Source organism: Ruegeria sp. CK1 (assembly GCF_056536545.1).
In genome coordinates, this window is the sequence record NZ_JBQFPX010000003.1 from 82,376 (window position 1) to 96,967 (window position 14,592).

At 53.1% G+C, this 14,592-nt stretch carries 13 protein-coding genes; 8 read left to right on the forward strand and 5 right to left on the reverse strand.

The window, feature by feature from the left end:
- Positions 1–6: 6 nt before the first annotated feature.
- The 5 genes from ACR0L3_RS09675 to ACR0L3_RS09695 form a co-directional block, all read right to left on the reverse strand.
- A complete protein-coding gene (locus ACR0L3_RS09675; RefSeq protein WP_480745510.1) occupies positions 7–1,056 on the reverse strand; it encodes a quaternary amine ABC transporter ATP-binding protein in 1,050 nt (349 codons plus the stop codon).
- A gap of 62 nt (positions 1,057–1,118) precedes the next feature.
- The gene (locus tag ACR0L3_RS09680; RefSeq protein WP_480745511.1) at positions 1,119–2,087 is read right to left on the reverse strand and encodes an ABC transporter substrate-binding protein; all 969 of its coding nucleotides are present in this window, start codon (positions 2,085–2,087) and stop codon (positions 1,119–1,121) included.
- Between the two features lie 35 nt (positions 2,088–2,122).
- On the reverse strand, positions 2,123–3,337 hold the full coding sequence (locus ACR0L3_RS09685) for an aminomethyl transferase family protein (RefSeq protein WP_480745512.1): 1,215 nt from the start codon (positions 3,335–3,337) through the stop codon (positions 2,123–2,125).
- Positions 3,338–3,463: 126 nt separating this feature from the next.
- Entirely contained in the window at positions 3,464–4,144 is a 681-nt protein-coding gene (locus tag ACR0L3_RS09690) for an IS6 family transposase (RefSeq protein WP_480745513.1), read from the reverse strand.
- A gap of 513 nt (positions 4,145–4,657) precedes the next feature.
- Complete coding sequence (locus tag ACR0L3_RS09695) at positions 4,658–5,341, reverse strand: DnaA N-terminal domain-containing protein (RefSeq protein ID WP_480745514.1); 684 nt, start codon at positions 5,339–5,341, stop codon at positions 4,658–4,660.
- Positions 5,342–5,807: 466 nt separating this feature from the next.
- Here ACR0L3_RS09695 and ACR0L3_RS09700 point away from each other — a divergent pair, with 466 nt between their 5' ends.
- From ACR0L3_RS09700 to ACR0L3_RS09735, 8 genes are all read left to right on the forward strand, one after another.
- Positions 5,808–7,115, forward strand: coding sequence for an AAA family ATPase (locus ACR0L3_RS09700; RefSeq protein ID WP_480745515.1), 1,308 nt, complete (start codon positions 5,808–5,810; stop codon positions 7,113–7,115).
- On the forward strand, positions 7,112–8,218 hold the full coding sequence (locus tag ACR0L3_RS09705; RefSeq protein ID WP_480745516.1) for a ParB/RepB/Spo0J family partition protein: 1,107 nt from the start codon (positions 7,112–7,114) through the stop codon (positions 8,216–8,218). The genes ACR0L3_RS09700 and ACR0L3_RS09705 overlap by 4 nt, the downstream gene beginning before the upstream one ends.
- A 1,024-nt stretch (positions 8,219–9,242) precedes the next feature.
- Positions 9,243–9,653, forward strand: a complete 411-nt coding sequence (locus ACR0L3_RS09710) for an ABC transporter substrate-binding protein (RefSeq protein ID WP_480745517.1) — start codon at positions 9,243–9,245, stop codon at positions 9,651–9,653.
- A 3-nt stretch (positions 9,654–9,656) separates the two neighbouring features.
- Complete coding sequence (locus ACR0L3_RS09715) at positions 9,657–10,163, forward strand: hypothetical protein (protein ID WP_480745518.1); 507 nt, start codon at positions 9,657–9,659, stop codon at positions 10,161–10,163.
- Positions 10,164–10,229: 66 nt separating this feature from the next.
- Entirely contained in the window at positions 10,230–11,273 is a 1,044-nt protein-coding gene (locus tag ACR0L3_RS09720) for a carbon-nitrogen hydrolase family protein (RefSeq protein ID WP_480745519.1), read from the forward strand.
- 14 nt (positions 11,274–11,287) lie between these two features.
- A complete protein-coding gene (locus ACR0L3_RS09725; RefSeq protein WP_480745520.1) occupies positions 11,288–12,208 on the forward strand; it encodes a LysR family transcriptional regulator in 921 nt (306 codons plus the stop codon).
- Positions 12,209–12,774: 566 nt separating this feature from the next.
- Complete coding sequence (locus ACR0L3_RS09730) at positions 12,775–13,518, forward strand: hypothetical protein (RefSeq protein ID WP_480745521.1); 744 nt, start codon at positions 12,775–12,777, stop codon at positions 13,516–13,518.
- Between the two features lie 339 nt (positions 13,519–13,857).
- A complete protein-coding gene (locus tag ACR0L3_RS09735; protein ID WP_480745522.1) occupies positions 13,858–14,589 on the forward strand; it encodes a TVP38/TMEM64 family protein in 732 nt (243 codons plus the stop codon).
- The last annotated feature ends 3 nt before the right edge of the window (positions 14,590–14,592 follow it).

Consider the following 14,592-nt stretch of genomic DNA (forward strand, 5'->3'; position numbering starts at 1 on the left):
GTCCCCTTATGCCTGGCTGTCTTGAATGGCTCGAATCAGGCCCGCGCGGTTAATGACCCCAACGGTGTTTCCGTCCTGAGTCACCGCCACCACACCATGCCCGTCAACGCAGAGGTTCATCAGATCGGCCAGATCCATTTCGGGATGCGCCTCTTTTGCGTCATTGGGAATCTCTCCATGGCGCGCCTCAAATTCATCGACCGGTTTCATAACCGAATGGGCGAAGATCATGTTCAGTTTGGAAATCCCAGCAACGAAGTCAGCAACGTAGTCGTCAGCCGGGTTCAGGATGATTTCTTCCGGCGTTCCAATCTGAACGATGCGCCCGTCCTTCATGATCGCGATGCGATGGCCGATCCGAATGGCTTCGTCCAAATCATGCGTGATGAACATCGTGGTTTTTTTTAACTTGTGACTCAGCTCCATAAACTGATCCTGCAACTGCTTTCGGATCAGCGGATCAAGGGCCGAGAACGGCTCGTCCATCAACAGGATTTCAGGGTCGGCAGCGATGGCGCGGGCAAGACCAACACGTTGCTGCATCCCGCCTGAAAGTTCGTGCGCGTATTTGTCTTCCCAGCCGTTCAACTCGACAAGTTCCAGCACCCGATCCGCCTCTTCCCAGCGGCGGGCCTTACCAGTGCCACGGATTTCCAGCGGCATCGCAACGTTGTCGCGCACCGTACGGTGGGGCATCAGACCGAAATTCTGGAACACCATGGCAACGCGTCGGTTGCGGAGGTCGCGGAGACCTTCGTCGTTCAAGCCCATCACATCATCGCCATCCAGATAGATATGACCATCTGTTGGCTCCAACAAACGGTTCACGTGACGCACCAAAGTCGATTTACCCGACCCCGAAAGACCCATGACGCAGAACAACTCGCCGCGCTCAATCTCAAAGCTTGCGTCCGCCACACCCACAACGCAGTTGAACTGATCCAGAACCTCAGCCTTGCTCAACCCTTCGCTATGAATGGCTTTCAAAGCCTCTTGTGAGCGCGCGCCGAACACTTTCCACACGCCCTTTGCGTCGATTGCGATATCCACTGACATATTGGCCCCACCGCTTTTGATTGTATTGTGTGGCGCCCCCGGGAACCGGGGGCACTTTGGTTTTAGTTGGTGCTTAGACCAAGCCAGCCATCGATGGTGTCGCCATTTGCGGCGACCCATTCAGCCACGACCTCGTCCGTGTCGCGCCCTTTGACGACAACCTCATAGGTCAGCCCGCTCAGCTCATCCGCGTCCATGTCGATATTTGCCAGAAAAGAGGCAGCGGCCGGGTTGCGCTGTTCCAAAGATTTCGAGTGCGCAACAGTCACGGTTTTGACCGGTTCGCCAGTGCTGACATGGGAATTGTTATACCAATCAGCATCCTGATCAGGCTGCACCATCTTGTAGGTGGCGGCGTCATGCTCGGGCTCTTCCAGAATGGTCACGTCATAAAGCGCGTGCACGTAGTGCGGCGCATAGCAGTAGAAGGCTGCGCCTTTCTGTTGGTCGATCTGATCTTTCAGCCGCGAATAGAACACGGTTTCATCTTCTGTAGTCGGTGTCAGGAAGGTTTCGATTCCATAATCCCGTACACGTACTTTGAAAGTATTGGTCGAGGCCCAACCGGAGGCGCCAACCCAGACCTCACCCATACCGTCGCCATCGGAATCAAACAGCTCTTGCGCCATTGGCGTAGCCAGATCGTAGATGGATTTGATGTTGTGATCGTCGACCATGTAATTCGGCACGCAAATCCCTGCGCGACCTTCATAGCTGCCCGAAGAAAGCGCCACGGTGTTCTTCTGATCTACATACTCATCGGTGAACGAGGACTGGTTCGGCAACCAGACGTCCGGGTGCACGTCGATATCGCCACGCCCACCATCCATGGCAGCGAAAATCACCGCGTTGGCACCAGGAGCATAGCCGACTTCACCGCCCAGTCGGGTTTCAATGACCTGCCCAATCACCCGGCTCATGATTTTAGCACCAGGCCAGCTGGGTTCACCGACCATCACCTTTTCCTGCGCGAAGGCAGCAGTTGCACCCAGACTTAAGGCCAGAGTTGCAGTCAATGTGAGTTTCTTCATGTGTCTTCTCCCGTTGCGTTAAGTTGCATGCGCCCTCAGGCGCGCGCCCGCTTGCGTTGCGGGTCTATGAATGGAATGTCCGAGACCGTTGCGCCGAGCCGTTTCATGTGCCCGTCGAGTTGGCCGATCTCCAATTGGGTGCCATTGTCTGCGTGCTCTACCGATAGCCGAGCAATGGCAATCGCATGTTCCAGCATTGGCGAGCGAGTCGCCGACGTAACCACGCCAACCTGCCGTTCGCCGGCAAATACAGGGGCACCATGGGCCGGCACGTCATCGCATCCGATCAGCAGGCCTTTGAGCACTCGGCGCGGTTCGCGCGCGTTGCGCTCTAGCGCCGCTTTACCGCTGAACTCGGGCTTCGTCAGGTCAACGGCAAAGCCCAATCCTGCCTCAAACGCATCTATGCCAGGAGCGAATTCGGCATTTGCAGCGGCCAGGCCCGCCTCGATCCTGATCACATCCAGCGCGGCTGAGCCCATGGGCTTGATCCCAAACTCTTGACCGGCGTCCATAACAGCGTCCCAGATCTCGACCGCATCAGCCTTGGAGCAGAATATCTCATACCCCAGTTCTCCAGTGTACCCCGAGCGAGACAACATGAACGGCGCACCCTCGCGGTCGTTCAAACGGGCGACGGTGACACCAAACCATTTCAGATGATCCAGCGCCGGAACATGCGGCTGGGTAAAAGCAATCTTGCGCAATAGGTCGCGTGAATTTGGACCCTGTATAGCAAGGTTTGGCATGGCGCTGCGCAAGGCGTGTACCCTTACTTGTAGACCACGTTCATCTGCCAGTGCCTGCAGCACCCGCCCGCTTTCTTCGGATCCGCAGCACCAGCGGAAAATCTCGGGGGCAAGACGGAACAGAGTTCCGTCGTCAATGACAGACCCGCTGTCGTCACACATCAAAGTGTATGATCCACGCCAGACCGGCAGTTTGGCCACGTTGCGTGTTGTTGCCAGTTGCAGCAGCGCCTCGGCATCCGGGCCGACGATGTCAAATTTGCGCAATCCGCTCATATCTTGAACCGTCACCGCTTGGCGACAGGCCCAATATTCACCCAGCGTGCCGTAGGCGGGATAACTTACCGGTGCCCACAAATCGCGCGCGGGCGCAAAATTCTGGGTCAGAGGGGCCAAACGGTCATGGAAGGCGGACTCCTCACTAATCGACATTAGGGCGTCTTCCTTTTCACGATAGGCAACCGCGCGGCGGATCGGCGTTTCAGGGCGGTAAATGCGCACATGCACATCCGTTGGGTTCCAGCCATTGATAGGATCAATGTCGTCCGGACAGGCGGTCGAAACACAAACAAGAGGATCTGTTGCAAAATTTCTTATTGAACGAAGAGTTGGCACCAAACACACGACCTACGCCGCCAGTTCTGCAAATTGACGAAATGGACAGATTCCGGGTGCGAGTTGACCTTTACGGATCATGTGTGCAACCTCGATGCCCGCCAGAGTCGCTGATGCCGAAGCAAAAGACTTGAAGCCGAGCATCGGGCGGATTCGTCTTTTGATGAAACGATGGTCCTGTTCCACGATGTTGTTCAAGTATTTCCGCCTGACCATCTCGATTGGGATCGGACAGCCAAAGCCTTTCAGCATCTTATTTATGGCTGTGATGCCAGCCGTGTTAGCTCCGCTTTTGTCGATGACAATCTTTCTCGGAAGGCCGTTGACCTCCAGCATTCGCGCGAAGAATTTGGTGGCCGCAGGCTTGTTTCGACGCTGCGAAAGCATGAAATCAAGCGTCTTGCCGTGCTTGTCGACAGCTCGATAGAGATAAACCCAGTTGCCTTTTACCTTGATGTAAGTCTCGTCCATTCTCCAGGAGCGGTCGCACGGTCCCTTTCGCCTGCGCGCGACTTCGGCGATTGCACTGGCGTATTTTGTCACCCAGCGGTTCAGCGTCGTATGATCTACCGCAACGCCACGCTCGGACATGATTTCTTCAAGATCACGGTAAGACACACTGTATCGAACGTAAAAGAACACAGCAAAGAGGATCACATCCTTGGGATATTGTGCGCCTTTGAAAGAGATCATGGACTGACTTTCGACTAATTTTACCGAAAGTCATTCACCCGCAGCATCTGACCTCGTCAACAGCCAAAAGTTTGCAACAGATCCTGCGACAGATCCCCAATAAGCCACTAGATGCAAGATATTTTTCTCTTTAATATTCTTTATTAGCCTATTTTGCTTACTACCCACTGACCCTTTCAAGGATATTCTTACCCAATTGGGATTCCACTTGATCCAATCTCGTTTACGCAGCCACTATTTCAAACGGATCAGATCATCGTCTTGTTACATCAAGGTTCCCCTGACTAAAGATTTTAGCCGACAGCCGCAGGACAGTGCTGTGTAGATCTTCTCGCTTCGGTCAGCGCTAAGAGGTCACATTTAAAAATAGAACGGCGGGTAAAACCGTCGGGTTTTAACCGTGGCCACTTCAAAAGTACCGGAGATTAATCTTAGCGATCGTGACAGTTGAATTCCTCCATATTTTTACGTCGTGCCTAATTGCCAAATATATAGGCCTTGATTGATGACCATCTATTCCACTGCCTCAATGCGCACACTGCGCACTGCAGGATCCACCCGGCTGTAGGCAGCCAGCAGACGACCACTCCACTTTTGAGCAATGTAATCGGCCATAAACCTGGACGGGGCCATCAATATGACCGCTCCCCCTGCCCTTTCAGCTTCGGACAAGTGCCGAAACCAACTGGCCCACAACTCGGGATCGCGACGATGAAGAATGGACTGCACTTGGGTCCAGACATCGTCGCCCGTATTCTCAGGTGGTGCCAAATTAACCTTGAAGGGCACAATATTAGTCTCGACCGCGGGTTCCTCCGACATCCGCGCTTGGAAATCTGAGCCAATGACTGGCCAAATTTCCGATGTATCGATCATAATTTGTTTGAGATCGAGTTCATAAACGGCCACCCTCCCGCGCGCCGCTGGCCGTTTAACTGCAATCCAACCCATTACGCGTAGCTTTGCCATTTCGCGTTTGACGGTGCGTTCATTCACTGACCACAGTCGAGCAATCTCTTCTCGCCCAATGGAAAGTTCGTTGTTGCGCCAATTGTATCGGGTGGTGATCAACGAGATTATGCGTAGAACGATGCGCTGCCTGTGCTTATCCCCAGATAGGGCATGCACAGTTAACGCAGAAAGAATGTCATACTTGATAGCGGGCGCATTTCGCCCGACCGGTTTCGCAACCTGCATTCCTGTTCTCGCCGCTCTGTCTGCCTCGGACGGGTGTGACCGCCCATCTCGCGCTGTTTTCCAACGCTTTTCATGTCGATGACCTGATTAGCGTCCAAAGCGGCGATTCTGTCAAGAAGAGAGTGACTCCGTGCCGATTCAAAACCAGTTTCAAATCAAATTCAAAAAGAAAATAGGTGAAGTATTGGTGATGGGGGACAGACAGGATGTCCCCTTATGGGTCAATGTTGCCCCCCCAAATGAGGTATTCTAGATTTTTGTGACCCCCTAAACTTGGGGTACGAACCGGTTCCCTCGTGGCTTTCGAATCGAAGAGCACCCGAATCGGTCACCCTCCTTATTTTCTTTGCTTTCTTACCCATGGGTAAAATGATGTTCATATCATATTTCCTTTTGCGTAAAGCGCAAATCAAGCGTAAATAGTAAAACAATATAAATTAGCGTCCGAAACAAAGAGACTTGAGGCATGTACACGCACGAAGACCTAAATGCATTGCGCAACCAGTCCCTCAAACTGCAGGGGTGGATTCGCCAGCAGACTTTCAGCCCCGAGATGGAGAAAACCCTCCGCCGCTTCTCAAGCTGGGAAGTTTCCGAACTGATCTTTCGCGTCAATCAATCCACGTTCCGCGGGAAGCTTGCCGCGGACCCGTCCCTCCCTGGAGGTGAGGTCGAACCCGACGGCAGGCAGCGTTGGTTCAGTTTGGAGGAAGTGAATGAGCTGCGACGACGGCTCAAAGTGAATCGCAAAACACTGATGCCGCCTCGCCCCGCAGGTAAGCGGGCCATTCGCGCGGCGGTAGCCAATTTCAAAGGCGGTGCCGGTAAGTCTACAGTCGCCCTGCATCTTGCTCACGCTGCTGCGTTGGACGGCTACCGTGTTCTGGTAGTGGATTTTGACCCACAGGCGACGCTCAGCCATTCTATGGGCCTGACTGACGTGGCCGAGGATTTCACCGTCTGGGGCATAATGGCCCGCGATCTGATCCGCGAGACGGAGCGAATGAACAATCGCCCCGCTGCGGCCGAGTCGGGTACCGCCCTGCCCCGCCGTGAGCTGCCTCCTTCGATTACCGGCATGGGGCTTGGCGATCTGCGCGTTGCTGACTTCATCAAGCAAAGCTCGTGGTCGACTATCGATGTCATACCGTCCTGCGCCAACGCCGCTTTCGTTGAATTCGCTTCGGCGCAGTACAGGCATCTGAATCCGGAATGGTCGTTTTTTGCCGCAGTGTCGCGTTACTTGGATCAGATCCCTGATGACGCTTACGACCTGATCTTGTTCGACTGCCCGCCTGCGATTGGGTACCAGTCTATGAACGCTGTCTTTGCCGCTGATATGCTCTATGTGCCTTCTGGCCCAGGCTATTGGGAGTATGACTCGACGACCTCATTCATTGGTCAGCTAGCCGAGGCGCTTGAGGATCTCGCCTATGGATTCGACGCAACCTTACCCACGGGTAAGATTGGATTGCCCAAGTCTTTTTGTGATCTGCGGTTCCTTTTGACGCGCTACGAGCCCGGCAACGCCTTGCACACCGCCATGTTTGACGCTTTCAAAAAAGTGTTTGGCGATCATGTGGCCGAGCATCCGGTTGAGATGACGCGGGCTGTCGAGCAATCGGGCCGCTTCTTAAGTTCGGTGTATGAGATGGATTATCGCGAGATGACGCGAGAAACGTGGCGCCGAGCGCGCTCGACCTTTGACAATGTATATGAGGAATTCCGGGGTGTGATGCTGTCCGCCTGGGACAAGCTGGAGGATGACGCATGAGCCGCAAACGTAGAATGTTCGACATCGACATGCCGGCGATGGATGAAATCCCAGTCGGCAAAGTTCCAGATAAGGTGTTGGAAAAGCGCCGGGGGCCTATGGCTGCAGCCATTTCGGAAAACGCAAATGCCTTGCGTGATCAACAGTCGACAGAGGATACTATCCGGGCTGAAAACGATCGCTTGGCGCATGAACTGGTTCGTCTACGGTCCGAAGGTTTGGTGGCTGAGCATGTGGGGCTTTCGGATGTCGTTACCGAAAAACTGACCCGCGACCGCAAGCCAGGTCCTGATCCTGAATTGGATGAGCTGAAGGATTCAATCCGGGACATCGGTTTGTCCAACCCGATCCGGTTAGAACGCAGACCTGACGGTCGGTTCGAACTGATCCAGGGTATGCGCCGCCTCTCGGCTTATCTTGCGCTGTACGAAGAAACTGGCGACGAGCAATATGCCAAAATTCCAGCTGGGATTTCCGAAGACGCTGATTTGAATGACAGCTATCGGCGTATGGTGGACGAAAACCTGATCCGCAAAGATATTTCCTTTGCCGAGATGGGCGCGCTTGCCCGAGCCTATGCCGAAGACCCAGCGAATGACTGCCCAGATGTGGATAAGGCCGTGGCAATTTTGTTCAAATCGGCCAGCTACACGAAACGCAGCTATATCCGAGCTTTTGCCAGTTTGCTGTTGATGCTGGACAAGGTGTTAATGCATCCAAATGACATTCCACGAAATCTTGGGGTGGAACTAAAAAGAAAGATGGACGCTGACCCGGGATTGGTTCGTATGGTTAGTGCAGCTGTAATGGACGAACCGAACCGCGATGGACCGCGTGAAGTGGCCATTCTGCGTGCTTTCGTTGAGCCGGACGGAAGTGTTTCAAAACAACCGGCCGCACCGGGCAGAGTAAAAACCAGACGGGCAAAGACGACGTTTCAAGTGTCGGGCAGGGCAGGGGTGGCCAAGTGCTCGGCGTCAAGCGGGCGCCTCGATCTTCGCTATAATTTGGATTTCACCAGGGTGGACCGAGCCAAATTGGAGCAAGCAATTTCAAACTTGATCGACGTTCTGCAGGAAGAAGATGATCTTACCCACGGGTAAGATTTGAGAATCAAACGGTATAAGATGGTAGCGCCGAGCCACCAGCTCGGCGCTTTTTTTGAAGTGTTTTATCTAAGCAAGCCATGAAAAATGCAACGATTATCACGGGCCTATCAGAAACTTGCCTGTTGGTCCAAGAACGGAGCTATGAGAAGGGTAGTAACACAGACTATATTATCTGAGCGCTGTCTGTCGAGTTGAGCAAGAACCAATTCAGCCAAAATTAGCAAATACTCGACGATGTGTCTTTTCGATGAATGAGGGGCTATCACTCTTGGATCAGCGCTATTTTCGGCACTGGGCAAAAGGTGGTTAGGTTGTGAATTTGCGAATCTAAGACTAAACGGGTGGTGCCTTTTCCGTATTAAATCAAAATACCTAGTGCGGAGACTAGTGTCAGTTGTTGCTGTATTTCAAGTATCAGGAATCTCACAAAAGTGACTTTGACGACTTCTTGGGGCAGGTGAAACACGCAGGTCTTTTCGATGAAGTTTTAGCGTCGTTTTACGCATGTCGTTCAGTCCTGAACTGGGATGCAGGGTTTTGGTGTTTAATATTGCCCGCGGCTGTTTGAGAACGCCATGGACGATCACTTAGCCAGATTGGGAACTGCGAGATAGGTGGGGACGCTACCTTGCATCGTAACCGTTTCTACATTTGTAGGAGTAGATTTTTCGCAATTGGTGTTATCTATCGCGTTGTCTGCAAGAAAAGCGTATCAGTTGCTTTGAGGCAGTTTGAATAGGCAATCGGGAGTTTTGGCGAAAAGGGGGCCAAATGATACATCACGTCAGCTCCGAAAAACTGTATAAACAGTGGAGCAAGAATTATCGGGGATAATAGTAAGGGAATAGCTCAACACATATAATGAGCAAAAGTGGTATTTTTTGCGTACTAAGTGAATAACATTAAGCGATTCATGCTTTTCTGATCGAGCCACGTGAAACCCCTCGGTTCTGTCGCAACCGGTTCCGTGAACTGGCGAAACGGACTGAGCCCGGGCGTAAGCTGACCTTTACGGATCATGCTCGCGTCGATACCCATCGCGACCGAGTTGAAGACTGTCTATTTTTCAGCTGGTGAAGCGACCGAGGTGACCGGCGTCAAGGGAACCCGTTACTCATTCCGCACGGGCCACGACACCTATGCACTTGCCGCCGCTGGCGCTCCGTGGGCGGTGAACAACCTTGGTAAGAACTGGACGATGATCTTCCCTGACTATGCCTGGGGACACAGTCATCATGAGGAACACAGAAAAATCATCGAAGCCATGGGTGGAACTGTGAACGAACCAATCGCGGTGCCATTGGACGCGAAAGACCTGGTTCCTTATCTGGCGAAAATTCCAGAACAAACCGACGTGCTGTTCTCAGTGTTCTTTGGCGCTCTGGCCGTTGCGTTCTACACACAAATGAAATCCATGGGCTTGGATTAACGTATGAAGCAATACTCGGTTTCGGGCACAATCGAAGCTGTCAGCCCTGCTCAAATCGATGGCGCTGCCGAAGGTGTCTACTTCTTGGAGAACTTCCCGCGCGCTGTTTCGAACAAGGACGATGAATTCCATCGTGAATTCAACAAAATCATGGAGATCGACGATGTCCATGCTCAGGAAATCGGCACAGATAGGGTAATGGCGAAAAGCCACGCCTGGCAAAGCTGGGAAAATCTCTTTGTCCTCAAACAGGCCATCGAGGAATCCGGTTGGAAACAGAAAAGCGATGACCAAGGCGTAATCGAAGCGCTGGAAGGTCTTGAAATGTCAAACTCTCTTGCGCATCCGCAAGGCTCCAAAATTCTTCGGGCCGAGGACCATAGCGGGATGATCGATTGCTACATCACCCAGGTTCAGAATGATGAGTTCCAACTCATCCAGCATGTCCCAAAAGAAGAACTCATGAATAACCTCCCACCCCGCTACGATTTCACCAAGTACGACTTGTGATCGAAACGTAGATAACTTGCGGGCTCGTTTTACGAGCCCGCCCTTTTCTCTTTGAGGACCAAGACATTGTCCAAGAATCACACTGTCCGCGTTTGCGCAGCCCATGTCGCTCCCGTTTTTCTCGATGCCAAAGCCACGACGAGTAAGATCTGCAGCCTGATTGCCGAGGCAGCCCGTGGTGGTGCAGATTTGATTGCTTTTCCAGAATCTATGCTGCCCGGTTTTCCGGTTTGGGTTGCCCTGCAGGCCCCCATTAACAGCCACGATTTCTTCAAGGCTATGGTTGCAAATTCCGTCACTCCGGGCGGGCCCGAAATCGCGCAAATCCGCGAAGCAGCAAAGAAGAATGAGATATTCGTTTCACTTGGAATAAGCGAAACGTCACCGGCAAGTGTTGGCTGTATCTGGAATTCCAACCTTCTGATCAATGACCATGGTGAGATCATTTCTCATCACAGAAAGCTCGTTCCGACATTCTACGAAAAACTGGTTTGGGCGAACGGCGACGGGGCTGGATTAAAGGTTGCCCAAACGCGCATCGGCAAGGTGGGAATGCTGATATGCGGCGAAAACACAAACCCACTCGCCAAGTACTCGCTTATCGCGCAGGGCGAACAGCTCCATATCTCCAGCTACCCGCCAATCTGGCCGACCCGCCGCACGGGTGAGGCCGGTGCCTATAACCTGGAAAACGCCATCCGCATCCGCGCGGGCGCACATTCGTTCGAAGGCAAAGTGTTTAACGTTGTCGCCTCGGCTTGGGTGGACAAATCGCTTGAAACATTTGTCGAAGGTATGGGCAAAGATGCCATGAGCATCCTGGAGGATACGCCGCGCGCAGTTTCTATGATCCTTGGACCCACGGGCGACGTCATCAGTGACACGCTTTGCGAGGATGAGGGTCTTTTGCACAAAGAGATCGATCTAAACGATTGTATTGAACCCAAGCAGTTCCATGATGTGTCGGGGTACTATAATCGGTATGACGTGTTTGATTTCTACCTGAACACCCGTCGGCAAGAGCCTGTCACGATGAGCGGCCATCGAACTGAACCGGATGCTCTGGAACAATGGGAAGAACGCGGTAATAATACGGTTGCACAAGTGTAAGGACGCGCGATGAAATGACCTCTCCGATAAAAAAACGAGTATCATTCAATTGGAATGACCTTGTTTTCTTCATTGAGGTCTGTCGCCAGAAGAGCCTTGCAGGTGCTTCGCGTCGTCTGGGGGTTGACCATTCCACTGTTGGCCGCCGCATTCGCGAACTTGAAGACTCGCTAAGCACCAAGCTGTTCGATCGGTCCGGAACAGGATACCATCTAACCGAAAACGGTGTTCGCCTTCTGGAAAAGGTTGAGCAGATGGAAGGCATCGCTCAGCAGATCGGACAGGGAAGCGAAGAAGGTGTTCATGGCGTTGTGAGCACCGTAAGGATCGCGACAATGGAAGCGATTGGAAGCCTCTATCTGGCGCCGCTTTTATCGCAGTTTGCGCTGCAGAATCCGGATATCCGCTTAGAGCTCGTAACGGCAGCGAGTTGGGTCAGCCTGTCGCGGCGAGAAGCAGACATCTTGATCAGCTTTCCGCCCCCAAAAGGCCGGCGTCTGAAGATCGAAAAGATCGGTCAATTCTCGCTTTTTCTTTACGCGTCAAAACGTTACCTGAAAGAATATGGTCATCCATCCAAGATCGAGGATCTTAAGGATCACATCCTGATTGATTACGTGGACGATCTTGTTCAAATCGACGCCGTGAGGTGGCTGGGAGAGGTGTGTCGCGTTCCCGAAGGGCCGTTTAAATCCAGCAGTCTAATCGCGCAGTTTACATCGACCCAGGCGGATGCGGGCATTTGCATGCTTCCAAGTTTCGTGGCGCATCACGCCCCGGATCTGATACCGGTGCTACAGGAAGATACCTGTGTTACCCGTGACATTTGGCTAACCGCGCACGAGGACCATTTGCACCACACAGGCATTCGCAAAGTGATGCAGTTTCTGCGCGATCTTGTTGGTCGGGACCAAACCCGTTTGAACCAACCTTAGCTTTTGAGTTGAGATTTCGACGCAACCCGACATGAAATGTTACGAATGCCGTAATTTGTTTCATGTAACTGTTTCGGCTGATTTTGCGTTTTGGTTTCGAACACGCCTGTGCGGTAGCGGTTTTTGAGTAAGCTCTGTCTCTGGCGATGCTGGTTTAGAAAACTATATTTTGCAAATAGATAGCGCGTTCTGTGACTGTGATATATGCGTAAGAACGAGCAGTCACCCATGGGCATTTTGCCCGCATTCATCTGATTAAGTCGAGTTTGTCAGATCGGTTTTTCAGCATATTCAGTTGAATTGCTTTGTTCACAGGTTCGAGAGGATGGATGTCAGTTCGCTTGACTCGTAAGGCGATATACATTTCATAACGATCAATATGAAAAGGTGAATGGCTAGGATCACCTTGAACTGGGACGACGACAAATGACCGGATCGTTAAAGTTTGAATCTGACAAAGTTGTGCTTATGGCCGATGCCAAAACACGCGGAATCGGGTTTGGCGATACCGCCGGTTTCCAAACGTTGCCAAGCCATTCGAACAAGTGCAAATCAAGGAGACCAACGTGCAGTTGTCAATGACACCGTTTCTTGTAGCCGTAGAGATCGGCTTTCCACTATTACTAGCGTACCGCTTTATGGGTATGACCAACCGAAGCGCGGAGTTTTCCGCTGTGAAGTGGTTCATCGTCTGGATTGCAGCCTATGCCGTGCTGACCAGTGTGTTGGGTGCCAAGGGCGTCTACACCAGCGAGGCCGTGCTTGCGCTCTACCCGGGGTTTTGGCTGCAGTTGATCACGGTAACCGCGTGCGTACTGCCGGTTCTCCTGTTCAGCAGCGTCCGGCAAGGGCTCCGCGAAATCGTCGATTGCACCCCGCTTCAGTGGTTTGCATGGTTTCACGCGCTTCGCATCGCAGCACTTGGAACGGCATATAAGACGCATATCGGTGAATTCCCAGTGTACTTCGAGGTGCTGGTCGGTGTGCCGGATCTGTTGTTCGGACTATCGGCAATTTGGGTCGCCATGAAGGTGGGTCGCGGCCAGATGTCTGAAAAAGGTTTCATGATTTGGAATCTGATCGGTGCCCTGGTGATCGTTCCGTCCGCACCAATCCTGCTGCAACTTGGCCTGCCTGGTCCGTTGCAGGTCTTTGACGCCCTGCCGGACGCGCGGGCCGTTTACACCTACCCGATGTCAATCGCGCCAATGATCGGTGTTCCCTTGTTTGTGCTGATCAACCTTTGGGTTGCGTGGCGCCTGTGGGAACGTGGCAGAGCAAACGCTACGGGCGCGGCTCGGACGCTGTAATCCAACTCAAGCACGTTTGCTTGACCGAGTGAACAGGTCCGAAAGGCGCCAAACGTGCTCAGGACAGGGACGCTCGTACTAACCCAAGGCCCGCTGACGGTAAGAGTATGTGGGCCTTGGAAAGAGGCGGGCGCAATAGCTCTGGCTTCAAACCCTGCGCTTACAGGCGCAGGGACAACCTCACAGCAGGGATGACAGGCATCGTCTCATCCCAACTCCGATCTCGAAGCAGCGTCGTTTCCCGATCAACAACCTGACCTTTCACAACGCTCTGTCATCTGCCGATAGCGCAGCTGCGCATCAATTGAACGAAAGCCGAAGGAACAAGGACCAGAAACCATGACCGAGACCTCAAAACCCGAGCGCAATTCCCGATTGCGTCACCTCCCTCTCATCGCAATCGTCACGGTGGCGATTTTGGGCGCGTTCACGCTGTCAGAAATCCTTTCTTTTGAAGCTCTGCGCGACAACCGCGAGGCGCTGATCGCGTTCCGTGACCAAAACTATCTTGGATTGGTCGCAGCCTTTATCTGCATCTACATCGCAATCGTGACCTTCTCCCTTCCGGGTGCGGCGGTGGCATCTGTCACAGGCGGATTCCTGTTCGGGCTTGGTGCCGGAACGGTCTTTAACGTGACCGCGGCCACCATTGGGGCGTTCTGCATCTTCTTGGCGGCGCGATGGGGGCTGGGGGCCACTTTGGCAGCAAAAATGGATGCGGCAGAAGGACGGATTCAACGCCTTCGCAAGTCGCTGCGAAACAACGAGATTGAGGTGCTGCTGCTTCTACGTCTGGTTCCGGCTGTGCCCTTCTTTGTGGCCAATCTGTTGCCTGCATTGGTTGGCGTGAAACCTGTGAATTTCCTTTGGACCACGGCCGTGGGCATCATTCCCGGCGCGATAGTCTTTACCTGGATCGGCGTAGGGCTGGGGGAAGTCTTTGACCGCGGCGAAAGCCCGGACCTGAGCCTGTTGTGGGAGCCGCATGTCATCGGACCCATTCTGGGGCTGTGTGTTCTCGCCGTTCTTCCAATTGTCGTTAAGGCGGTTCGTGGCCGCGCGGAGGTTTAGTCA